This window comes from Sinisalibacter aestuarii (genome assembly GCF_027923545.1).
In the GTDB taxonomy this organism is placed as follows: Bacteria; Pseudomonadota; Alphaproteobacteria; order Rhodobacterales; family Rhodobacteraceae; genus Sinisalibacter; species Sinisalibacter aestuarii.
The window spans coordinates 313588-334484 of the sequence record NZ_BROH01000002.1 but is presented as its reverse complement, the minus strand read 5'-3'; the positions used below and the strand labels follow the sequence as shown (position 1 = coordinate 334484).

Here is a 20897-nt window from a genome sequence, read left to right as displayed (position 1 = left end):
CATGAAGCGGCGGATCGCATTCCCATTCCTAACGCTTCCGGATGAAGTGGTTGGCTTCTGCGGTTGGATGATCGGTGATCCAGGTCAGCCCCTTCTCAAAGCCGAAGATTGTCTCGAAGGCTGGGATTACGAGCGGGATATTGAGGTCAATGCACGGTTAAAACCCGACTTCGAAGCGATCGCCGAGGCCCTGGACCTGAATAAGGAAGACGTCGCTTTGACAGTTGTCCTGAAGGGGGGGACAGGCGCTGGCACAATGCCGCGTCGTGTGGAGCGCCTCGCTGGTGCTTCCCTAACAGAGGAACAGCCAGAAGTGGATCTGGGTGCCGTGATCGGATCCGAGCGCCTTTCCGGGCGCCTGCGGCTTGAGGTGAGCATACTGCTCGAGAAGGCACCCGTGGCTCCAGGGCCGCTGTCTCCCATGCTAGTCGGTGCCCGTCTGTGGACGGACAGAAAGGACATTCTTCTTGAGGATGGTGGAGATGCGCGTTTCCCGATTGAGGTCATCAGTTTCGCCGAGGCTTTCCGGGATCCGGGCATTTCGTTTGCCCCTTGGTTCATTCATTGGCGTGTCGGTGCACTCGACGGCGATTTCGGTGGATCGGTGCGTGTCTATGTGAACTCCGATGATCTTGTGACGTCGGAGCGCTTCGTGAATGGCGATCCTGCCACGCTGCAGGCAATCCTTGGCGACGTCATGTCCCAGCTGATCTCTGCGGTCGTCAGAATGGACGACGCCGATGACCACCTTGCTGAATGCTCGGAAGGCTCGGTCGGGGAGCAGGTGCGCAGGTGGATGGATATGGCCTTTCCGGGCCGTTCTGCGCGCTCGATCCTTTCCGTGCTCGAGGCGACGCCAGGGCGGTTCCATTCGGCGATCCTCGCTGCTGCGCGGGTTGGAGGTGAAGAATGAGTCGGGTTGATTTGCTGCCGCGCCTCAAGACGATCGGTGTTTCCCACCTTCTCCAAGATTCCAATGGAGCCCCACCAGAACCCGAACGGGTACTGGAAATCATTGGTGAAAACTCGCCTTTCGTCTGGTTTGCAGCCTCCGGCGGAACCGCGGGCAACGACCTCCCGAGTGAGTTCGCGCGAGGTTTGAGAGATATCGCTTCACGCTGCGGGTATCCCGGTGAGAACAGCCAGAAGGCGCGAGCGGATTTCGACCGTGAAGCGGCGATATGGTTGGGGTCACATCCATCGCTGCAAAGCGGTGAACTCCTCCGGGATGATGTGTGGGCCTTCCTGACAACAGCACTGCTTCCCAAGATTGTCGAGTGGCGATACCCGGAACGGAACCATGAACGATATGCCGGAGGTGTCAGAAACACATTTCAGCGTCTATGGATGCGCGGTGTGACGCTCGACCTCGGAGAGGGACACGCTGATAGGTGGGTGCTCGTCCGTGAGCTCTCGGAGGACGCCATGGTTCAGATATTTGAACGGGCGGCGATTTCTTCTGACGCGCGACTTTCGCGCGCGATCGCACGTTCTTGGGTCGACATTGCCGGACTCATCGGACGGGGACGTATGGAAGACGTGATGCGTCGCGCCACGATCTTCATCCGGGTGCGCAACCAGGTGATCGATCTTGCCCACCTTGATGATGATGACTTGGCCGCCGAGATAGCGCACGCTTTCAACGCTTCGATCGGTTCTGAAACCGGCAACTGAAGGCCCGACTCAGGACTGCTCCAACAAGTCTCGCACCACCCGCCCGATCTGCGATGCGAGGTAGGGCGGAACCGCGTTACCGACTTGGTGATACTGCTGTGTCCGGTTGCCCATGAAGTAGTAGTTGTCCGGGAAAGTCTGCAGCCGTGCGGCCTCTCTGACCGTCAGGGACCGGGCTTGGCGGGGGTCCGGGTGGATAAAGTAGTGCCCGTCTTTCGAGATATGGCTTGTCACCGTGGTTGATGGGCGACCCTTGACCTGCACACGGAATCGATCCTTGAACTTTCCGCTGTCCTTGTTGGCATGGTTGGGCTGCAGGAAGTCCGGGAATTCGTCGAGGCGCGGGAAGTCGTTTCGGGCGATCGCGTGGGTCGAGGCATAGAGATACCGCCCCAGATCGTCCGGGATATGTCCCCGAGTCTCGTGATGCAGAATCCGGTGCAGCCTTTTGTCCGAAAGCCATTTCCGCAGTCGCGGGGGCACGTCCGCGGTGCGTGCGGTGGCCGACGAGGCAATGCGAGATGTTGCTTGGGCGAGGCCGTTCTTCTTCAGTGAAGCAAGCGCGCGGCGGACATCCTCAGGGACAGCGTTGGAGGCGAGGATCCTTTCGGCCTGCGCGAGGACTTGCTGGTGCCACCGATCCGGATCATCGCCACGGCTTAGGCCACTGCGAAGATCGGGGAGGTCGAAGATGGCCCGTTCCACACTCACCGGTGAGTTGACCTTCTCAAGTAGTATGGATCCCGCTGCCGGTATGGCTAGGCCCGTCCGGATGCCAACGATGAAGACCCGGTGACGGGCCTGCGGTACGCCGTGCTGCTCTGCCCGGACGATGAAATCCCGCGCATTTGGCTCGTCTTCCGCGATTGGAGAGGCGAGGGGAAAGAGGGTGTAGCCGTCGCCCGCTGATCTGAGGTCGTCAAGAACGCGTTGGAATATCTCACCGCCGCCGACCTTGCTCGACAGCATCCCTTTCACGTTCTCCATCACGAACATCGCTGGATGCAGCCGGTCTAGGATGTTGACGTATTCGCGATAGAGGAAGTGCCGGTGATCGTCTTCTGGAACGTAGCAGATCTTGCCTTTGTTCCGCGCGCGGCCGACGAGGGAATAGGCCTGACACGGAGGCCCGCCGATCAGGATAGTGTCACCGTGAAAGCTCTCCCGTGTGCGATCGAGAACCTCGGTGATCTCCTCGAAGACCCCGGGCTGACCGAGCTCGAGGCGCCTGGCCTCGTCCTCCGCGTGCTTCCATTGCGCCGGGTAGAGTTCGGACCAGTCCGGAAGGGGCTTCCCGGCGTTCAGGTGGTCGTAGTACTCCTTGGGAAACCGATCACCGAAGCTACGGAGGAAAGCTCGCAGGCGCAGTGTCTGTACCTCCGTCGGCTCCTTCTCGATCGACAGCTGGATATCCATGCGCGTGTCGGTTTCGCGCCCCGCGGCTGAGAAGCCCTCCCCGAGGCCGCCCGGGCCTGCAAACAGATCAACGATACCGAACTGGCGCGCCATGTGTTTTCCTTTTCGTGGTCCTGGTTCTATCCTGTCTGGGAGAAAGTTCCAGGCCCATGATCATCATGGAGGGATCTCGTGGCCGATATCGTCGCACCCGAAGTCCGATCACGAATGATGTCGCGGATCCGTGGTCGGGATACAAGGGCCGAGGTGACTCTGAGGAAGGGGCTTTTCGCTCGCGGCTTCCGGTATCGCGTGAACGACAAGCGTCTTCCGGGGTCGCCTGATATCGTGTTTCCGAAGTGGGGCGCGGTCATATTCGTGCATGGGTGCTACTGGCATCGTCACCCCGGGTGCCCCAAGGCATATATGCCGAAGTCTCGTGTTGATTTCTGGCAAGCGAAATTCGATGAGAATATTCGACGGGATCAACGCAACATTCGGAATCTGCTTCAGACAGGCTGGAGGGTGGCTGTGGTGTGGGAGTGCGCTGTCATCCCCGAGCTTCAACCGCAATCACTTGATGCAATCGCAGCCTTTCTGACTTCGGATGTGAAGTATGTCGAACTACCCCGCGAGGCCACGGAAAAATAACAACTCTCTCTCGGGCTACTATCGCAAACAATATGTCTGCCGTGAGGCAGGCCCGCTGTTCTGTTTCCAAGGGCCCTGGCTTTCACCACCATGCCTCATCGACTCGCCAACGCTGCAAGCTCCAGCAGTCCTTCGAGGGCGCTCTTCAACGGCCCCTCGATCTCGATCTCGCCACGAATACTCGCCATCCGGAACATCGTGACGATACCGAGCTCGGCATCAGACAGGGGCAGCCCCAAGATATCCAGAAGCACCTCGTGAATGCCCGGGTGGTATTCTGCGATAGCCGTCAGGAGGAAGTCGCGCTCGTTCATTCCGAGTGTCCGCGCGAGGGCTGGAATCCGGTCAAGTGGGACACGCGTTTCTCCCGTCTTGAGCATCGAAATGATGTTTGCCTGTCGGAAGCCGACGCGGTCGGCGATCTCGCGCTGTGTGAGTTCGGAGGCTTCGATGGCTTTCGCAAGCATGATGGCGGTCGAGCTGAAGGGCATCAGATGGTCCTTTCAATGTTGATGTCTGATGCTCAGTGCTAGTGCGCGTGCGAAAGTCCGTATTGTTCGCATCCCGAATGCGCCTGAGAGCCCCAGAAACGCGCGTGGGCCGGCTTCTTCGCATTTCGGGCTCCTTTACCGCTCCAAGGATGAACGGTGCTGTGCGCCGCTCTCAACGAGTGATGCATTTCTCGCTTCTCCAAGGATCCGTGCCGGCTACGGATTCCTTTGGCGGGAAAGCCCTGAATAGCCCCCTTGGCCACCTAGGACTTCGAACCTCTCAAGCGTATGAAGGCGGCCATTTCGGGCCGCCTCTAGGTCTTGTCGGGTATTTCGATGCGCGGGAACGCGGCTGCGGTAGGTCAGCCTCTTGCGTTCAGGGATTCCACGAGTTCTTTGGCGCGCAGGGCCACCTCCTCGGAGGGCATACCGGGCTTGTAAAGCGATCCCCCTATTCCGAGGGCTTGGCAGCCTGCATCCAGGAATGTGCTGAGGTTCGCGGCGTCGACGCCCCCGACTGCGATCAGCGGAAAACCGGCAGGCAGCACGGCTCTCAACGCCTTGATCCCATCGGCTCCGAGCTTGTCGGCGGGGAACAGTTTTACTGCGCTGGCACCTGCGTCAATGGCGGTGAAGACTTCTGTCGCCGTGAAGGCGCCGGGATAAGCGGCGAGTCCCAGTGCGCGGGCACTGGTGATGACTGCAGGATTGGTGTTGGGCGACACCACGAACCTGGCTCCGGCTGCGGCGGCGGCGTCGACATCTCTTACCGACAACACGGTACCCGCGCCGATATTGGCACGGTCTCCGAAATGCTCAGCCAGGCGGGAAATACTGTCGAGTACATCTGGCGAATTGAACGGCACTTCAATCGTGGTCACGCCTTTGTCGATCAACGCCTCTCCAACCCCAAGAACCTCGTCGGGAGTGACGCCTCGCAGAATTGCGACGATACCGGACACCTCAGGCTGGCTGGCTTCAGTCGGGACTGGGCGGACCACTGCCGCGGCAACGGTGATTTCGACCAGGTATTTCTCGCGCGCAAGTTTTGACTCGCCGGTGGCGCGTGCAGGCACGCGGCCTCGCGCGAACCACTCTTCCCAAGCGGCGTTCATTTCACCGATCGTAGAGATGTCAGACAGCCAGACCGTGGCGGACAGTATATTGTCGCGGTCACTGCCAACGCGTTCCAGAACCGAGTCCAGGTCTTCCAACGCAGCGCGCGTTTGACCCGCAACATCGGTTCCGCGACGTCCGACCATGCCTGACAGGTAGGCCACCCCATTGTGAATGATCGCGTCGCTCATCAACGGCTTATCGCCGAAACGGACAGGTTCCATTTGTCTCTCTCTCAAATTCGCGGTCAGGTCTTGGCCGCGCTGGGCGCAGTCGAATTCATGTCGTGGGCCAGACGCGCCGCAGCTTCAGCTTCGGTACAGTAGCGCCGATAGGCCGCTTCGTAGATTGGTGACGTTGCCGGATCGGGATCGAACCGCTTTCCTTGCACCATCTGCGGCGTGAGCAGGTCGTCGTATTCAGCCAACCCAGCCGCAACCATTGCAATCATCGCGGCCCCAAGCGTGGAGGTATTCAGGGCCTCTAGCTTGCGCACCGGCAAACCAAGCACGTCGGCTACGATCTGGCACCAAAGATCGACGCGAGCACCGCCTTCGGCCAGATGCACTTGTGTGATTTCGGCCCCGGAAGCCTGGAATGCTTCGACGCATTGGCGCACATTGAAAGCCACGCCTTCCATGGCCGAACGCAACATGTGACCTGCGGTCGAGGCCGGCGAAAGCCCGTTGAACGTGCCGCGCATCCGCGGCTCTCCATAAGGCGTCGCGGCGCCTTCGAGGAAGGGCAGGAAGGTGACGCCTGATGCCCCGGGTGGCACCTCGGCGGCAAGAGCTTCCATTTCGGAGTAGCTGAGTGGTTTGCCGGTCGAGGCAAACATCTCATGCATCCATGACAAGGATAGTCCGCCGCTCATTACGAGCCCGAGCCACGCGAGCCGATCGGGATTGGCGTGGGGCAGACACCAGAGCTCACTGTCGAGATCGGGGCGACGCGCGGCGTCTTGTCCAAGAACTACATGGCCGGCGGTTCCCAGCGTGATGCCAAGGATACCTCCCTCGATGGCGCCGGTTCCTACGGCAAGCGCGGTTACATCTCCCGCTCCACGCGCTACTGGTGTACCGGCGGCAATCCCGGTCTCGGTTGCAGCTTCGTTCGTCACCGATCCGCCAATGCTTGCGGTGGCCCCGATTTCCGGAAGGAGTTCCGGGTCGAGGTCGAGGTCGACCAACAGCGGCCGGTTCCAGTCACCAGTCTCGAAATCGTACATCGCGGTTGCTGCTGCGTCCGACGGGTCTGTTGTCTTGATGCCAGTCAGCTTCCAAAGGACGAAGTCCTTCACCAGCAGGATGCTTCGGGTCTGTGATAGGCGTTCAGGTTCGTGGCGCGCAAGCCAGAGCAGTTTGGGGAGCACGGCGATAGGGGAAAGCCTTGTAACGCCCCTTTCTCGCAGAATGCCGGCATGAGCCGAATCGATCTCGGCAGTTTCTGCAATGGCGCGGGTGTCTAGCCAGATCGGCGCATCGCCCAAGGGCCTGTCGTTCGAGTCAAGGAGAACGAAGCCATTCAACTGCCCCGTAAGCCCCACCGCAACGATCTCTGCGTCGGCAGCACTCTTGACTTCGGAAACCGCCGCCACAGTCGATCGCCACCAATCTTCAGGCACCTGTTCGGCCCAGCCGGAATGTGGCCGGGCCGTGGGGTGAGGCGCCGCACGCTCGGCCAGCACCTCGCCATCAAGTCCCAGAAGGAGAACCTTGACCGCAGATGTACCGATATCGATGCCGAGCGATGCTTTCATGGCTCAACCTTCGCCGGAGAAGAACCGGCGCGGGTTTTCGATCGTGAGCAGATCCCAGTCTGCCTGGGTGAATCCATAGTCGAGGAAGCGCTGGTGGAACTCGGTCAGCACGAAGTCCAGCCCCGGGCCGCCGTTATAGGCTTTCCAGTAACTCGGGCGGCCAAGGTCGTTGCCGATCAGGAAGCGGTCCTGAACACCGGCGTCAAAGATTTCCTTCAGAAGTGCAAGGCGGACGGTTTCGGGGCCGTATTTCGTCTTGCCGAAGCAGTCATAGCCGACATAGACGCCCAGTTTGGCAATGCGGATATGGTCTTCGTGGTCGGGATTTCGGTCCATGTGGCTGAGCGCGATCCGGTGCGGTTTCACGCCCTTTTCGATCAGCAGCCCGGATTGCTCATAACCCATCGTGCCGGCCGTGGTGTGGGTGATGATCGGTCGGTCGGTTTCGAGATGCGCGGCAGCAGCAACGCGGACCAGCTTCTGCCCAACCTCGTTAAAGTTGTTGTACTCTGTCCCGCACTTGATGATACCGGCCTTCACGTCGGTCCCATCGATGCCGACCATGCAGTCGCGCACCGTGTCGCGCACCATGTCGGCTTCAGACACCGAATGTGCCCAACGGCCCATGTAGTAGGGGCGGTTGTAGCCCGCGGTCATGATCACGTTGACCTCGGGCACGGCGTCGGCTACGGCCTTGATCTTGTTCACGTTGCGGCCAAAGTCGACGGCAGTTAGCTCGCAGAGCGTGCGCCCGCCGGCCTCGGCAAACCTGCGCAGTTCGGCAGCCGAGTTCTCGACCGACGACAGAGCGAAGTCGGGATCGTTCTTGTGCAACCACCCCGGCGGCTCGACGTAGAGGTGCTCGTGGTAGTCGGTGATGCCAAGTTGATCCGGGGAAATCGGACCGTTGACTGTCATGATTTCGGACATCTGAATCTCCGTTGTAGTCAGGCCAGGTCGTGCCGTTTGAGAAAGTTGAGCCAGAACGCGGCCGAGCGGTCGGCGGCCAGATCGAGCCAGCGTTCGCCCTTTTCGCGGGTGGCGAGAGTGGCGTCGCCAAAGACGCCGGTATTCATCACGTGACGCATGGATTCTTCCGACTTGCCGTAGTCGGCCGGGGCGTCGGGATAATCGCGCACCGCCTTGTCCATCTGCACCAGTTCCGGGGCGAGGGCGAGCATCAGAGAGGTTTCGATTTCCTCTGCGTGCAGATCTCCGAGCCAGTCATCGCTGTCGGCCTCTGAAACCATCTCCCTGATCCCCTCGTACATGCCGTAAAGTATTTTCACGTCGATCTTGTCGGAGATGGTCTCACGCAGTGCGTGTTTGACGACTTGCGAATTTGCGCCATGCCCGGACATGAAATAGATCGCCTTGACGCCCCAGGACGCCAGGCTTTCTGCGGTATCGTGGATCATCTTCACGTAGCTGTCGAAGTTCATCGTCAGCGAAGCGGGCACACCTTTCCAGACCCAAGCATAGCCATAGGGCTGGCCCGGCAGGATGAGCCCCATGCTCCTTTCGGCGGTGCGTTTGGCGATCGCCTCGGCGATGATCGTATCGGTCGCCGTAGGCAAATGCGGTCCATGCTGTTCGGTCGAGCCCAGTGGGACGATTGCGACCGGGCAGCGCGCGACGAAGGCCTCGATCTCGGGCCGCGTCGCTCTTCCCATTTCCAGAAACATCGGTTCGCTCATCTGTGTCCTCCAAGTTCTGCCCGATATGCGGGGTCGCTATCCCAGCGTTGCTGATCGAGCGAATGCCCGGTCAGAGCTCCCGGGGTCAGGTTGGCCAGGAACAATGCGGTGTCGTTCAGAATCGTTGGTGGATCGAGTTCGGCCTGTTCCTCGGTGCTGGCGCCGGCGAAGAACCCTGTGGCGATCTTCGTCGAGGGGAACAGGGTGTTGACGTTCACGCCGCTGCTGGTGAGCTCCAACGCGAGCACGCGCATCAACATTTCTACGGCCGATTTCGAAGCGCAGTAGGGGCCATCGTTCGCCTTGGCCTGATTGAGGAAGGCGAGCGACGACGTGATGAAGGTGATGTTTCCTGAGCCAACTGGTGCGAGTCGGCGGGCCCCGGCCCGCGCCGTGACGAAAGCGCCGTTCACATTGACGTCGAGTACGTTGCGCCAGGTGGCGTAATCTTGTTCCAACACGGTGTGATGCGCCATGTCAGTAACTGCGGCATTCGCGATTACCGCTCGCAGCGGCGCGCGAGCCATCGCTTCATCGAAGGCTGAATCCATCGCAGTTTCATCGGTGATGTCGCAAAAGGAGTGGCTATAGCCGGGGCGATCCAACGCAGACTGGTCGCGGTCAATCCCGGTGACCTGCCAGCCGGCAGAGAGAAATGCCTCCGCAAGAGCCAGGCCAATACCGCCTGCGGTGCCAGTGATGAGCACGTGGTTGGTCATTTCACTGCCCCCGCGCCGAGGCCGGACACGATATGGCGCTGTGCAACCCCGACAAACAGCAGGGCAGGGATCATCGAGACAATTGAGACTGCCGCGATGAGCGGCCAGTCAAACGACATGGTCCCGGCCATCGAGGCCACGGCGACAGGCACCGTCTGGGCGTCGCGTGAGGTCAGGATGAATGCGAGCAGGAATTCGTTCCACGAGAAGATGAACACGATAATCCCGACAGAGGCCAGCATCGGCCGGGCGATCGGGAGGATCACGATCCAAAGCACCTGAAGCCGGGTGGCGCCGTCCAGAAGTGCCGCCTGATCCAAGTCGATCGGGATCGAGCGGAAATAGGTCACGAGCATCCAGATCGCCATCGGCAGGGTCAGGGTCAGGTGCGCGAGAGCGACGGCGATCGGCGTATCGAGAAGACCGATCCCGCGAAATAGAACATAGAGAGGGATGATCACGGCAAACAGCGGCGCCATACGAACCGAAAGCAGCCAGAAGGAGAGGTTCTCCTGCACTTTGCCGGTCATTCTGGTGAGCGCATAGGCGGCCGGCACTCCGAGCACCATAGTCAGCACCACATTGGTCAGCGCGATGGTGAGACTGGTCTGGAAAGAACCGAGAAAGCCTTGCGTGAATATTCGGGTATAGGCCGTGAAATCTGGCTGGAAGATGAATTCGGGTGGCACGGCCAGCGCGCCGTTCCGTGTTTTTACCGAACCCAGTGCGAGCCAGAGGATCGGGAAGAGCACGAAGCTGACGGCGACCGACAGAAACGCCGCGCGTCCCAGAGATTTCCAGATGGATTGTCCTGCGTAGCCGCTCATCACGCTTTCCTCATGAATCGTGCAAACATGATGCCTGCGCTGATCGTCGTGACGACGAGCATCACCACACCGAGTGCCGCAGCGCCGCCAAGGTCATAGTTCTGAAATGCCGTCTTCCAGCCGAGGAGCGAGAGGGTCTGCGTCGCTCGACCCGGGCCACCTTTCGTCATCACGTAAATGAGCTCAAAAGTGTTGATCGCATCGACCACCCGAAACAGGAGGGCCACGGCGACGGCCGAACGCATCAGCGGCAGCGTAACAGTGAAGAATTCCTGCACCGCCGTCGCCCCGTCGAGCCGGACCGCCTCGTAGTAGTCTCGAGGAATGCCTTGCAGGGCGGCAAGGAAGATCAGGAACATGAATGGCGTCCGACTCCAGACATCCGCAATGATCACGGACACAAGTGCGCCGGATGGGTTCGAAAGCATGTTCACGTCGAGACCAACCATCGGGAACAGCCACGCACCGAGAAAGCCGATCTCGCCGTTCAAAAGGAACCTCCAGGTGAAGCCCGCCACAACCGGCGGAATGACCAGCGGCAGGACAATTGCCGAACGCAGGATGCCGGACCGCGAATGCTGAAGCGCCAGGGCCATGAGCATGGCGAACACCATCATGATCACGGTCGAGAAGAACAAATAGAGGGCTGTGACGCGGGCAGAGTCGTAGAAGCTCGCCGAGCGGAACAGAGTGCGGAAGTTTGCGAGCCCGTCGAAGTAGACGCCGGGTTCAGTAATTATCCAGTGGGCCAGGCTCATCCACAGCAGGTACCCGGTCGGAAACAGGACGACGATGCCGAGCGCCAGCAGCGTGGGAAGGAAGAACCAGAAACGCCAGTCTCTCAGCATATGTCGCGCTTTCTCGTCGGAAGGAAGCGCCCGGCCAGATTGGCCGGACGCTCAGATCTTGCGATTATTTGTAGTACCCGGCGCGGTCCATCCGCTCGGTCGCCCAGGACTGCAACTCGTCCAGTGCTTCATCGATGGTCTGGGCACCGGAGATGGCCGAAGAGGCCGCGGTACCGATATGATCCATGAACTCGGTCAGCTCAGGGATGTACGGAAAGTAATGCGGATCAGCGTCGTAGAACGAGGCTTCGATCTGATCCAGCATTTCCGTCGGCCACTTATCGGTGAGCGTCGGGCTGTGCATGATCGACGGGTAGGTGGTGTATGGCCATCCGATCACTTCGGCGAAATCGCGCATCACGTCTTCGCTGGTGAGGAAGGCGAGTACCTCATAGGCCTCTTGCTTGTTCTTGGAGAAGGCGCTCACGCCCACCGAGAACGTCCAGAAGCTCTGCACAACCTTGCCCGAGGGGCCGGCCGGCGACGGCGCGAAGGCGCTGAATTCTTTCACTTCCGGAACTTCGGAGCTCGGAATACCGGCGAATGCGTTGATTGCCGAGGGGAATAGGATTGCAGCCTTGCCCTGGGCGTACAGGTTCATCATGTCGACCCAGGTGTGGCCAGCGATGCCCGGAGGGCCGTATTCCCGCGACCAGTTGACGAAGGTGGAGAAGCCCTCCTTGAAGTCACCCGTGAAGATAGGCTGTGCCTTGGAAGCTTTGATCTCTTCCGGGGTGGTCGGGCCGCCTTCGAACCAAGCCGGATAGCCGGCATAGGCGTAGACAAAGCCGTTGAGGTCGAGCGAGGGCTCTTCGCCCGGCGCACCGCGCATGGTCAGCGGGTAAACGTCGGTGATCCCGTCAGCGGCGAAGCCGTCTTTCAGGGTCTGGAGGGCCGTCGCCATTTCTTCGGTGGTCTTCGGGAATTCGGAGATCCCGTATTTGTCAAACAGGTCCTTGCGATAGACCGCGCCGGCGCCGAAGGAATAGTAGGGCAGGGCGTACAATTCGCCGGCGACCGTGTTGGCTTCGAGGAACGGCGGGTAGACCTTCGCCGGGTCGAACAGGTCGGGCGCCGTTTCAAGATACGGTCCGAGCGCTTCGAGATAGCCGGCAGCGGAGAAGGTCTGAACTGCGCCGTCGCTGCCGAGCATGACCAGGTCATAGTCGCCAGTGCCATTGACGAGATCGAGAAGCACCTTCTGGCGCGCCACGTCTTCGTCGGCGAATTCCATGTTCACGACGATATCGTGCTCTTTCTCGAAATCGAGCAGCTTCTGGGTTTTCTCGGCGCCGGTGGCGCCGAACAGGTCGGCCCAGGCAAAGCCTGCGCCGAAACCAACCACGTTGATCTCAGTTTGTGCGAGCGCCGGAGAAGCGGCGAAACTGGCCACGCATGCCGCAACCAGCGCACGTTGTTTGAAGTGAATACTCATTTCATTCCTTTCTAGACCTCCCCGTCTGTCACGACGGTGTGTGACCCCACAGCTCATTGCCTGGCGTGGTTGTTGATCGTCAGCCCATCGGCATCGAAGAGATGCGCGCGTGCCACGTTGAACCCGACCCACACGGTGTCTCCCGCATGGGCCGAGAAGTCGGGCGGCATCTTGGCAATGATCTGCCCTGCCGCGGTCTCGGTATGGACGAGCACCTCGCTGCCAAGGTGTTCGGCCGAAATGATTGTGCCGCTCAGCACGCCCTCACCTTCCGGTACGATCCGGGTATCTTCAGGGCGCACACCGATGGATTTCGGGTCGGCAGTTTCAGGCGATGGCAAGGTCACGCTCACATGCGACGCGCCAGCCATGGTGAGCTGGGCTGTGGTCCCGTCGCGCGACACGGCGGCAACATCGAGGACATTCATCTTCGGCGAGCCGAGGAATGTGGCGACGAACAGGTTGGCGGGGTTGCGGTAGAGCTCAAGCGGCGTGCCCTGTTGCACAACCTGTCCCGCGTCGAGAAGAACGATCCGGTCGGCCATGGTCATGGCCTCGGTCTGATCGTGCGTCACATAGATCATTGTGGTGTTGATCTGCTGGTGCAACCGACTGATCTCGAGCCGGGTTTCGACTCGCAAGGCCGCGTCAAGGTTTGACAGCGGTTCGTCAAAGAGAAACGCTTTAGGGTCGCGAACGATGGCGCGGCCGATGGCTACCCTCTGGCGCTGACCACCGGACAGTTCTGCCGGCTTGCGGTCGAGGAGCTCGTCTAGTTTGAGCATCCTCGCGACCTCGACAGCGCGTTTGCGGCGGTCTGTCTTGGGCACGCCTGCCAAACGCAGGCTCACAGTCATGTTGTCGGCAACCGACATGTGCGGATAGAGCGCGTAAGACTGGAACACCATGCCGATTTCACGTTTGCCGGGAGGGACGTCGGTGTAGCGGTCATCGCCGAAATAGATCTCACCGCTGTCCGGCTTCTCCAATCCCGCAATCATGCGCAGAATCGTGGATTTGCCGCACCCGGAAGGGCCAACAAACACGACAAACTCGCCTTGCTCGGCTTCGAAGCTGACGCCTTTGATCACCTCGACAGGGCCATAAGACTTGCGGATGTCCTGCAATCGTATCGCTACCATATTTCCCCCGTCTTGATGCAATTCCGTGCAATCAGCGCATCCCGCATCAGGGATCGTTGGAGCGCTCCAACGACAATAAATATGGAGGTCCCGTTATTGTCAAGGTGAAACGGAAATGATCAGGAAAGGGGGGACGTCGAGCTGCGTCGCACGATCAGTTCAGGTGCCACAAGTTGTTTGGAAACAGGCGTTTCGGGGTGTTTGAGGCGGTGGACAATCGCCGAGACGCCTTTGCGTGCGAGCTCGTGTGCGGGCTGGTTGACGGTCGAGAGTGAGAGGGTTTCGGTGCCTGCGAGCATCACATCGTCATAGCCGACGACTCGCACGCGGTCTGGAACCGGGATTCCGCGCCGTGCGGCGACATTAATCACACCTATTGCGGCCAGGTCATTGCAGACGAAAATGGCTTCCGGCACGGGGCGAACCCCATCGAAGATCTCGCGTCCCGCTTGTGCCCCGGAATCTACCGTATACGCGGCTTCGATAATGCTGATCTCGTCGTTCAGGCCATGTCGTTCCATCGCCGCGCGATAGCCTTGGCGCATCCGTTCGGCGCCCGGCGAGGCGCCGCCGCCCACATGCAATATCCGCCGGCATCCCTGTGCGACAAGGTGGTCGACCACGCTCGTGGCGCCGGCGACATGGTCGGTCGTGACGCTGTCGATATCCACGATCTTGAGCAGTCGACCGATATAAACGCTCGGAATACGTTGAGCGATCTTCGCAATCGCGGGCTTCTCATAGGGGGACTCGATCAGGATCACACCCGCCACTCTATGGGCCAGCAAGGACTCTAGGGCATGTTCGGCTTTCTCGTCGGTGTCGGCATCGAGCGACACGATCGTCGGATACCCCTGTGCTTCCGCCTCGATCGCGGCAAACCGGGCAATCTGAGCCTGCAGAGGATTGGTTACATCCCCGACGATGGCCCCGAGGTAGGATGTGCGTGCGCTGGCCAGTGAACGGGCCGCAAGATTGGGGCGGTAGTTCAATTCACGGGCGACCTTCTCGACCCGGGCCCGAGTTTCGGACCGCACGTTCCCTTCGCCTCGTAAGGCCAGTGATGCGAGGCTGCGCGACACCCCAGCAGCTTTGGCAACGTCAGCCAACGTCGGTCGGCGTGAGGTTGAATTCAAAGACATGCAGACAATTTCCCGTGGATCAGAGTCGCCCGAAATTATTCCAGCCTTGTCACCGACGCAATCAACCTGCCTGTTACATGCTGAGTGTGGCAGCATGGGGGCGCAGTTTCTGAAGCTGATCTTACCGGATTTGGTTCGGGCGCGGCCAGAATCGCCTCTCCAAGGATCCGCACCGGCCACGGATTCCTCTGGCGGGAAGGCCCTATATGGCGCCCGTCCCTACCTAGGACTTCGAACACCGTACCGTGCACGTGATATCGGCAAATAGCGCGCCTATCCCACGGCAGCGTTCACAGTTTAGGCTCCGATTGCGTCATCTCTGATATCTAGAGGGAGTAGGCAGTACTGAAATTCATACCTGATCTTTGGTTGTTTCTCCACAAAGTATGCGTCAGGAAAGTATCAAGTACCGCACTGAAGGACCAAAGAGGATCAACATGACACTTTCAGAAGGCATCCATGAGGAAGTCGAGGGTCGCATATCCGAGTTCATAGATACCTTCGGAAACGAAGGCTTCTTCGAAGATGGTATGATTGAATCTCTCGAGAAGATGCACCAGTTGAGCGAGATCTTCTTCGGGACTGAAACGGCGACCATCGGATTCAACACAATGATCGGGTACGCGTTGCCCGACGGTGACATTTCCAAACATGGCTGGCGTGAGCACCTCGATGACAACTTCGGTCTCATCTTCTCCGAGACGCGGCTCGGGCAGCTTCTGCATGATCTGACCGCTTACTGCGACTTCGGGGTTGTCCTGACTCAAACCCGGGACGACGAGAAACGCCGCCAAGTTCTTGCCGGGCAAATCCGCACTGCGGAACAATTGCTTGCAATCTTGCCGGCCGAGACCTGGAAGCTCGATGACGAGCGCTTGTTGAAAGTGATCCACAAATCGCTGGCGCGTTGGAAGCTCGACAACGGTCAGCCTTTGTCGGCTGAAGAGCTGTCAGTCCTGTCCGGTAGGGCGTTGCAGACGATCAAGAACAAATTGGCAGGTCAATCCAAAGAGATCGAGGGAACACAGCTGAAGATCGAGGCGGCTGAAGCAGCCTCGTGGTTGTCGGTTCAGAAGGACTACTACCCATCGATCTGGAAGGAGCAGGATGACACTCCATCAATCGTCGAGGCCGACAAGGGCATGGGGGAGGTCGCCTTCGTGCCGATCGCGAAGGACGGCAGCATCTTTCATCCTGGAGTGAAACGCGACGGAAAGTACCTGGTCGACAGCGACGGGGCCGAACGGGAGTTCGAAAGCTTCGATGAAGCCCTCGCTGCCCTGCAGCGCATGCACTTCCCCGAATGGCGACGTCCGACACCGGAAGGCCGGTGGACCCGCGTCCGCGGCGTGGACTGGCGTCGCGTGCCGCGGGACGAGCTTAACCGCCGGGCGCGAGAACACCAAGCCTAACTACCCGAAGCGGCTCCGAGCCGCTCCGTTCCCAAAGACCCCATCAACCGAAGCAACACGAAATCGATTTCGTGAACGAAGGAGATTTGCCCAATGGCCAGATACATACGCCCAATGAACCGGGATCACGAAGTACTGTTCTACCTGGAAATCGAACCGGAAATACGCCTGAGCCACGATGGACACCAATGGATCTTGGAACAAGAAGATCCAAACGGCGAAGACCCATACTGGTTCAGACATTTCCAACGCATAGCGCTCGTTCAGTCGACCAGAGCCGTTCTGCTCCAATGCATCATCGAGCTCTCGATTGATCTGCCAGTAGAAGAAAGGCGCCTGCTTGCAGCCCTTCCCGAAGACTATTGGTCGTTTTATGAAGACTGGGTGAATTCTGGGCGTGACAGACGTGATCGCTTGTTGGACTCCGCCGAAGGTATTCCCCCAATACCAGTAAGGCTGGTTGTCAGCCGCGAAGTGCGTTTGGAGCGTATTAATCTTTGGCGCGCCAACCGCCCACGCCGCCTGACCACGCCTGAGTCTGGTCCGCAATCCGATGAGGGGCTGCTGAAATGAGCAGGTTCGACATTTCCCTCGCCTTTCTCGAGCCTCCTGAGTGGCCGGACACCGCCGCGCCGTTGTCTGTCACATATGATGCCCAGCCCTACACAGGCAGGACCGGCCGAAAACCCCAACCGGTTCTCGCACAACGCTTGGTCTTGCACCCTGATATCGACTTGAGCGCGTATCGGGCGAAGGCCGCAATAGACTGGATCGAGATTCGCCTCGTGACCCCTGGGCTCCACCAGGCGATCAATATCCAGAGGGCTGTCAGCAAGTGTCTGGGCATGCAGGGCGGTGCCTACTCCGTCTACGTGTTCGGTCCGAACCGGGAAACGGGATACACGGGAAACCAATTCGTCCTGCGGTTCCAAGACCCTGAGCCGACGGATTTCAAGCCGCTGTTGGAGCAGACCGTGGGCCGATACGAGTGCGGCGTCGACTCCGTCGACCTGCTTGAAGTGGCCGGTGTCGAGATTTCAGTCGATTTCTATGTACGAGGTTCATCCCGACTGAGCGAACGCGAGCAAAATCGGCTACGTTGGCAAATGGTGGACCTGACGCGCCGTCATCTCAGGCCACATCCTGCGTTGACTGAGAAGGAAGGCTGCCGCCCTCGTTCATTTGGAAGAGCACATGGGGGCTCCGGCGTGACATTCGTTGTCCAAGACCGATTGGGTCGAGCGCCTGTCAACCTGGCTCAGTTGATGAGGCTGGGAGTAGATGAGAGCTATTGGCCGGCGCTCGAACGTAGCACCTATCATCAGCCGCCGGTGGATCGGACTTTCTGGATCGGAGCTCGCGGCTTCCACGTAGTGCTGAAGTCCATGGACAAGACAACCGACAAGCGAGATCCGAAGACCGGTGATGCAGAACAACTCGTGCCGGCCAAGCGCCGAGCTCGGCTGGAAGTCACCCTGCAAGGAGACGCCGACGAGACGGGTGGGCATGGCGCGGTTGGCTTGGCCACTGTCGGCGACCTCTACGGCTTCAAGTTCGAGGCGATCCGGCAGGCATTCTTCGAGTTCTACCTGCCTACGATCGGCAACGTGTGTGACACCGAACGCCTGCCATTCTCCGTGAAAGTTACGGAGCGGTCAGTGTTCGGGTGCTGTGGCGTGTATGCGCTCGATCGCCTGCACCGGTCGATCGAGGCCGTGAACCGGGCGCAACAGGTGTCAGGCAAGAGCCGAACGCGACCGACAAAACTCGGGAAGAAGGGGCGCCTGTTGTCCTATGTTGATCTCAACCGTCGCTTCGACACGGCGCTCAAGGGGCTCACTCACGCGTGGCGTAGCTGAGCGGCCATTCGGCTCGAGGAAAGCATGATGTGTTTGAAGCCTGCGCTCGGAATATCGTGTGCGGGCTTCCTGCTCGGGCGTTCGTCCATGAGGCCCGGCATCATGAGTTGAGCCAATCCTGGCAACTTATCTCGAGTTTCGCGCCCTGCGTGGACGAGCGTCTACAGCGCATGGCAGGGACGTCGATCTCCCTTTGTCGTCTGGGTTGGGTGCCTTGTGACGACGTGGCCAGGGCAGAGCGCCGGAACGCGCTCCCTAATAGCTTCAATATACATCAATCTACTACTTCTTTAAGATTCTAAATTAAGCAAGCAAGGCGATTGAAAATCCTCCGTGCATGGCGATCGCTCATCTCATGGTCCACTTCAACCTGTCTTGATCCTTCCCCAGGCTCTTCACTCCAAGGTCTCCCGGGTAGGGTGCATGAATTCAAACCCGAGAGGCTTTCAGTCTGATCAGATCCTTGCATGGGACGTATGTCGCTCATCCTCTTCTGAACAGAGATGATCGTGACGAGATCTTTGGTATCACCCGACGCTTTCCAGACTGGGTGTCTCAGAATTCGCCCCTGGTTGGCTCCAGCTCTCGGGATAGACATGCACTCACGGAAAGCTTCGGACGCGACCAGCGACGCTCTCAGCCAGCCTCAGCGCTCTTCCTGAGTTTCATCGTGTGTCGTGCTCTCAGTTTGCGTCGTTTCTTCGAGACGTTTCAGCGTTCGCCCCACTGTTGACGACGACCAGGGGCCGCCCCGCGTCGTCGTCAGGCCCCGGTGGTTGGCCTCATCAGCGATCATCTTGAGCGTGGGCTTCTCGTGCACCTCTGTCAGCACGTCGCGGACGGCGTAGAGCTCACGTGCTTTCTTATCAGCTGCGTTTCCCCTAGCAATCCGGCTGGCATGCGTGGCATTCTCGGTCTGCGCTCGCCGTTCTTCTTCGCTCAAACGGTGTCTCTGACGTGCTGCTCGGTTTGAGTAGCGTGCCCCTATCACTCCATTTCGAAGAAGTTCGAGTTCGATGTCGGTCAACTTCGAAAGCAATCCGCGTTGCCGCAAGCCCCCGAAATGGTCCCGATACGCGAGCAGTTCCGCCATGAGCCCGTAACGACTATCTCGCTCACATGCCGCGAAGAGCCGCCCAACGTTGTCCATCAAGATAGCCCCTTGCCCTGCAGTCAATATCCTCTCGAGTTCACGGGCCAGGTTTGGGAGCGTCGAGAGGCCCGATACCTTGCGGCAATAATCGTGAACGAAGCGCGGGGGTTTCGTCCCCGGATAAAGTCCATTCCAATATCCTCTGAGATTGTTGACCTGCTGTCGGCCCGCTGGGTGATCCGCAATGTTACCCGTCGGTTTCGCACCGTGTGTGAGTAGAACGTAGTAGATCATTTCGGCCTCAATCAGTGCGTTTGTGTTGTAGCAACGTAAACGAGTTTCTCTTCTGGTGCTCGAAACGTCATTACCTGCCGGCTTTCCTGAGGGATTAGCACGGGGGTCGGAACCTGACCAGCCTTCGAGCGAAGCGCAAGATGTCCTAGTAATGCCATGATAAGGCTAAACTTTCTCATGGACGCGAGCGGAATCTGCCCGACGGACGTGCCCACGTCTGCTATAATGTGTCCAGAAGCTATGATGAGGTCTGAACCATATGAGCAAGCCCCCGAAATCCGTCTCCGACGCCTGCGCCAGCTGGCTGCGGACCTGCGAGCGCAACGAGCTCGAGCGCTCGACGCTGAAGGCGTATCGCAGCCATGCGAGGATCCACATTGAACCGAAGATAGGTGATCTTCTGCTCAACGAGCTGACCCGGAGCGATGTGCGGGATTTCATGGACGAGTTGATCGATGAGGGAGTGTCACGTGCCCTGGTGAAGAAGATCATGGTCAGCCTGCGCGCCATACTCTCCGAGGCTGTCGAGCGTGAGTGGGCCACTCACAACGTCGCGGCCGAGGTGAAAGTGAAACGTGGTTCACGCCGCGACGCCAAGCGTATCGAGATCCCGACCAAGGACGAGATCCGCACTATCATCGACAACGCGCCGGCTTCTCACCGCGCGATGTTCGTGACGGCGATCTTCACGGGCATGCGGATCTCCGAATTGCGGGGCCTCACCTGGGAGGCGATCGACTTCGACCGAAAGGTCATTCGCGTCTTCCAGCGCGCTGACGAGTATTGCGAGATCGGGCTGCCGAAGAGCAGGGCAGGGGCACGGGAGATCCCTATGGCGCCAATTGTCGTCAACACACTCAAGGACTGGGAGAAGAGCGCTCCGAAGAGCGACCTCGGCCTCGTGTTTCCAAACTCGGTCGGCAAGGTTCAGAACTACTCGAACATCTACAACCGGGTGTTCAAGCCGATGCTCGTTAAGAACGGCATCGTCGACGAAGATGGAAACGCGAAGTTCGGTATCCATGCGCTGAGGCACGCGGCAGCCTCGCTCTTCATCGAGCAGGGTTGGAACCCCAAGAAGATCCAGACCCTGCTCGGCCATGCCTCGATCACGATGACAATGGACGTCTACGGCCACCTGTTCGAGAACGCAGAGGAAGATGTGTCGATGTTTGAGAAGCTGGAGCGGGATTTGTTGGCGGCGTAGCCCGGACTCTCGATCTGCCGCGGGGTTCTGGCATACACGTCAAAGTTGTCGCGGAAGACACTCCGATCTGCTATTTCGTCCCAGCAGAAGCTGGTGCCCTTGATCATGGCATCGGGGCTGGCGGGGCAATGCCTTG

At 59.4% G+C, this 20897-nt stretch carries 20 protein-coding genes; 7 read left to right on the top strand and 13 right to left on the bottom strand.

Features of this window, described 5'->3' with window-relative positions; all coding sequences use genetic code 11:
* The first annotated feature begins 1 nt into the window (after position 1).
* Positions 2-913 carry a hypothetical protein gene (locus QMG28_RS06495; RefSeq protein ID WP_281841400.1) on the top strand — a complete coding sequence of 304 codons (912 nt, stop codon included), beginning with the start codon at positions 2-4 and terminating at the stop codon, positions 911-913.
* A complete protein-coding gene (locus tag QMG28_RS06490; protein ID WP_281841399.1) occupies positions 910-1674 on the top strand; it encodes a DUF6339 family protein in 765 nt (254 codons plus the stop codon). Before QMG28_RS06495 ends, QMG28_RS06490 begins: the two co-directional genes overlap by 4 nt.
* A 9-nt stretch (positions 1675-1683) precedes the next feature.
* On the opposite strand, the gene QMG28_RS06485 is transcribed toward QMG28_RS06490, so the two are convergent.
* Complete coding sequence (locus QMG28_RS06485) at positions 1684-3183, bottom strand: DNA cytosine methyltransferase (protein ID WP_281841398.1); 1500 nt, start codon at positions 3181-3183, stop codon at positions 1684-1686.
* 78 nt (positions 3184-3261) lie between these two features.
* On the opposite strand from QMG28_RS06485, the gene QMG28_RS06480 reads away from it, so the two are divergent.
* Entirely contained in the window at positions 3262-3720 is a 459-nt protein-coding gene (locus QMG28_RS06480; RefSeq protein ID WP_281841397.1) for a very short patch repair endonuclease, read from the top strand.
* Between the two features lie 95 nt (positions 3721-3815).
* Here QMG28_RS06480 and QMG28_RS06475 read toward each other — a convergent pair whose 3' ends face one another.
* The 11 genes from QMG28_RS06475 to QMG28_RS06420 all read right to left on the bottom strand — a co-directional run bounded on the left by QMG28_RS06475 (position 3816) and on the right by QMG28_RS06420 (position 14896).
* Positions 3816-4211 (bottom strand): helix-turn-helix domain-containing protein, encoded by a 396-nt coding sequence (locus tag QMG28_RS06475; RefSeq protein WP_281841396.1) that lies wholly within the window; start codon positions 4209-4211, stop codon positions 3816-3818.
* A 362-nt stretch (positions 4212-4573) separates the two neighbouring features.
* Entirely contained in the window at positions 4574-5551 is a 978-nt protein-coding gene (locus QMG28_RS20940) for a 2-dehydro-3-deoxy-6-phosphogalactonate aldolase (RefSeq protein ID WP_307726345.1), read from the bottom strand.
* Positions 5552-5574: 23 nt separating this feature from the next.
* A complete protein-coding gene (gene xylB, locus QMG28_RS06460; RefSeq protein ID WP_281841395.1) occupies positions 5575-7086 on the bottom strand; it encodes a xylulokinase in 1512 nt (503 codons plus the stop codon).
* A 3-nt stretch (positions 7087-7089) separates the two neighbouring features.
* A complete protein-coding gene (locus QMG28_RS06455; RefSeq protein WP_281841394.1) occupies positions 7090-8016 on the bottom strand; it encodes a phosphotriesterase family protein in 927 nt (308 codons plus the stop codon).
* 17 nt (positions 8017-8033) lie between these two features.
* The gene (locus QMG28_RS06450) at positions 8034-8783 is read right to left on the bottom strand and encodes a creatininase family protein (protein ID WP_281841393.1); all 750 of its coding nucleotides are present in this window, start codon (positions 8781-8783) and stop codon (positions 8034-8036) included.
* Positions 8780-9502: an SDR family oxidoreductase gene (locus QMG28_RS06445; protein WP_281841392.1), complete on the bottom strand. Its 723-nt coding sequence runs from the start codon at positions 9500-9502 to the stop codon at positions 8780-8782. Before QMG28_RS06445 ends, QMG28_RS06450 begins: the two co-directional genes overlap by 4 nt.
* Positions 9499-10329 (bottom strand): carbohydrate ABC transporter permease, encoded by an 831-nt coding sequence (locus QMG28_RS06440; protein WP_281841391.1) that lies wholly within the window; start codon positions 10327-10329, stop codon positions 9499-9501. Before QMG28_RS06440 ends, QMG28_RS06445 begins: the two co-directional genes overlap by 4 nt.
* Positions 10329-11177: a carbohydrate ABC transporter permease gene (locus QMG28_RS06435; protein WP_281841390.1), complete on the bottom strand. Its 849-nt coding sequence runs from the start codon at positions 11175-11177 to the stop codon at positions 10329-10331. The genes QMG28_RS06440 and QMG28_RS06435 overlap by 1 nt, the downstream gene beginning before the upstream one ends.
* A 64-nt stretch (positions 11178-11241) precedes the next feature.
* Positions 11242-12612: an extracellular solute-binding protein gene (locus tag QMG28_RS06430; protein ID WP_281841389.1), complete on the bottom strand. Its 1371-nt coding sequence runs from the start codon at positions 12610-12612 to the stop codon at positions 11242-11244.
* Positions 12613-12665: 53 nt separating this feature from the next.
* On the bottom strand, positions 12666-13754 hold the full coding sequence (locus QMG28_RS06425; protein WP_281841388.1) for an ABC transporter ATP-binding protein: 1089 nt from the start codon (positions 13752-13754) through the stop codon (positions 12666-12668).
* 119 nt (positions 13755-13873) lie between these two features.
* On the bottom strand, positions 13874-14896 hold the full coding sequence (locus QMG28_RS06420; protein ID WP_281841387.1) for a LacI family DNA-binding transcriptional regulator: 1023 nt from the start codon (positions 14894-14896) through the stop codon (positions 13874-13876).
* A 437-nt stretch (positions 14897-15333) separates the two neighbouring features.
* Here QMG28_RS06420 and QMG28_RS06415 point away from each other — a divergent pair, with 437 nt between their 5' ends.
* The 3 genes from QMG28_RS06415 to QMG28_RS06405 all read left to right on the top strand — a co-directional run bounded on the left by QMG28_RS06415 (position 15334) and on the right by QMG28_RS06405 (position 18167).
* Positions 15334-16308 (top strand): hypothetical protein, encoded by a 975-nt coding sequence (locus QMG28_RS06415; protein ID WP_281841386.1) that lies wholly within the window; start codon positions 15334-15336, stop codon positions 16306-16308.
* 114 nt (positions 16309-16422) lie between these two features.
* Positions 16423-16881, top strand: coding sequence for a hypothetical protein (locus tag QMG28_RS06410; RefSeq protein ID WP_281841385.1), 459 nt, complete (start codon positions 16423-16425; stop codon positions 16879-16881).
* Positions 16878-18167, top strand: coding sequence for a hypothetical protein (locus QMG28_RS06405; RefSeq protein ID WP_281841384.1), 1290 nt, complete (start codon positions 16878-16880; stop codon positions 18165-18167). The genes QMG28_RS06410 and QMG28_RS06405 overlap by 4 nt, the downstream gene beginning before the upstream one ends.
* A gap of 646 nt (positions 18168-18813) precedes the next feature.
* On the opposite strand, the gene QMG28_RS06400 is transcribed toward QMG28_RS06405, so the two are convergent.
* A complete protein-coding gene (locus tag QMG28_RS06400) occupies positions 18814-19260 on the bottom strand; it encodes a recombinase family protein (protein WP_281841383.1) in 447 nt (148 codons plus the stop codon).
* 553 nt (positions 19261-19813) lie between these two features.
* Between QMG28_RS06400 and QMG28_RS06395 the strand changes: the two genes are divergently transcribed.
* Positions 19814-20761, top strand: a complete 948-nt coding sequence (locus tag QMG28_RS06395) for a tyrosine-type recombinase/integrase (protein WP_281841382.1) — start codon at positions 19814-19816, stop codon at positions 20759-20761.
* Positions 20762-20897: the final 136 nt, after the last annotated feature.

Bases quoted from the DNA above. Each gene is read 5' to 3' on its own strand.
- QMG28_RS06430 (WP_281841389.1), bottom strand. From the start codon at position 12,612: ATGAGTATTCACTTCAAACAACGTGCGCTGGTTGCGGCATGCGTGGCC.
- QMG28_RS06420 (WP_281841387.1), bottom strand. From the start codon at position 14,896: ATGTCTTTGAATTCAACCTCACGCCGACCGACGTTGGCTGACGTTGCC.
- QMG28_RS06435 (WP_281841390.1), bottom strand. From the start codon at position 11,177: ATGCTGAGAGACTGGCGTTTCTGGTTCTTCCTTCCCACGCTGCTGGCG.
- QMG28_RS06475 (WP_281841396.1), bottom strand. From the start codon at position 4,211: ATGCCCTTCAGCTCGACCGCCATCATGCTTGCGAAAGCCATCGAAGCC.
- QMG28_RS06455 (WP_281841394.1), bottom strand. From the start codon at position 8,016: ATGTCCGAAATCATGACAGTCAACGGTCCGATTTCCCCGGATCAACTT.
- QMG28_RS06490 (WP_281841399.1), top strand. From the start codon at position 910: ATGAGTCGGGTTGATTTGCTGCCGCGCCTCAAGACGATCGGTGTTTCC.
- QMG28_RS20940 (WP_307726345.1), bottom strand. From the start codon at position 5,551: ATGGAACCTGTCCGTTTCGGCGATAAGCCGTTGATGAGCGACGCGATC.
- QMG28_RS06395 (WP_281841382.1), top strand. From the start codon at position 19,814: ATGAGCAAGCCCCCGAAATCCGTCTCCGACGCCTGCGCCAGCTGGCTG.
- QMG28_RS06445 (WP_281841392.1), bottom strand. From the start codon at position 9,502: ATGACCAACCACGTGCTCATCACTGGCACCGCAGGCGGTATTGGCCTG.
- QMG28_RS06495 (WP_281841400.1), top strand. From the start codon at position 2: ATGAAGCGGCGGATCGCATTCCCATTCCTAACGCTTCCGGATGAAGTG.
- xylB (WP_281841395.1), bottom strand. From the start codon at position 7,086: ATGAAAGCATCGCTCGGCATCGATATCGGTACATCTGCGGTCAAGGTT.
- QMG28_RS06405 (WP_281841384.1), top strand. From the start codon at position 16,878: ATGAGCAGGTTCGACATTTCCCTCGCCTTTCTCGAGCCTCCTGAGTGG.
- QMG28_RS06415 (WP_281841386.1), top strand. From the start codon at position 15,334: ATGACACTTTCAGAAGGCATCCATGAGGAAGTCGAGGGTCGCATATCC.
- QMG28_RS06485 (WP_281841398.1), bottom strand. From the start codon at position 3,183: ATGGCGCGCCAGTTCGGTATCGTTGATCTGTTTGCAGGCCCGGGCGGC.
- QMG28_RS06410 (WP_281841385.1), top strand. From the start codon at position 16,423: ATGAACCGGGATCACGAAGTACTGTTCTACCTGGAAATCGAACCGGAA.
- QMG28_RS06450 (WP_281841393.1), bottom strand. From the start codon at position 8,783: ATGAGCGAACCGATGTTTCTGGAAATGGGAAGAGCGACGCGGCCCGAG.
- QMG28_RS06400 (WP_281841383.1), bottom strand. From the start codon at position 19,260: ATGGCGGAACTGCTCGCGTATCGGGACCATTTCGGGGGCTTGCGGCAA.
- QMG28_RS06425 (WP_281841388.1), bottom strand. From the start codon at position 13,754: ATGGTAGCGATACGATTGCAGGACATCCGCAAGTCTTATGGCCCTGTC.
- QMG28_RS06440 (WP_281841391.1), bottom strand. From the start codon at position 10,329: ATGAGCGGCTACGCAGGACAATCCATCTGGAAATCTCTGGGACGCGCG.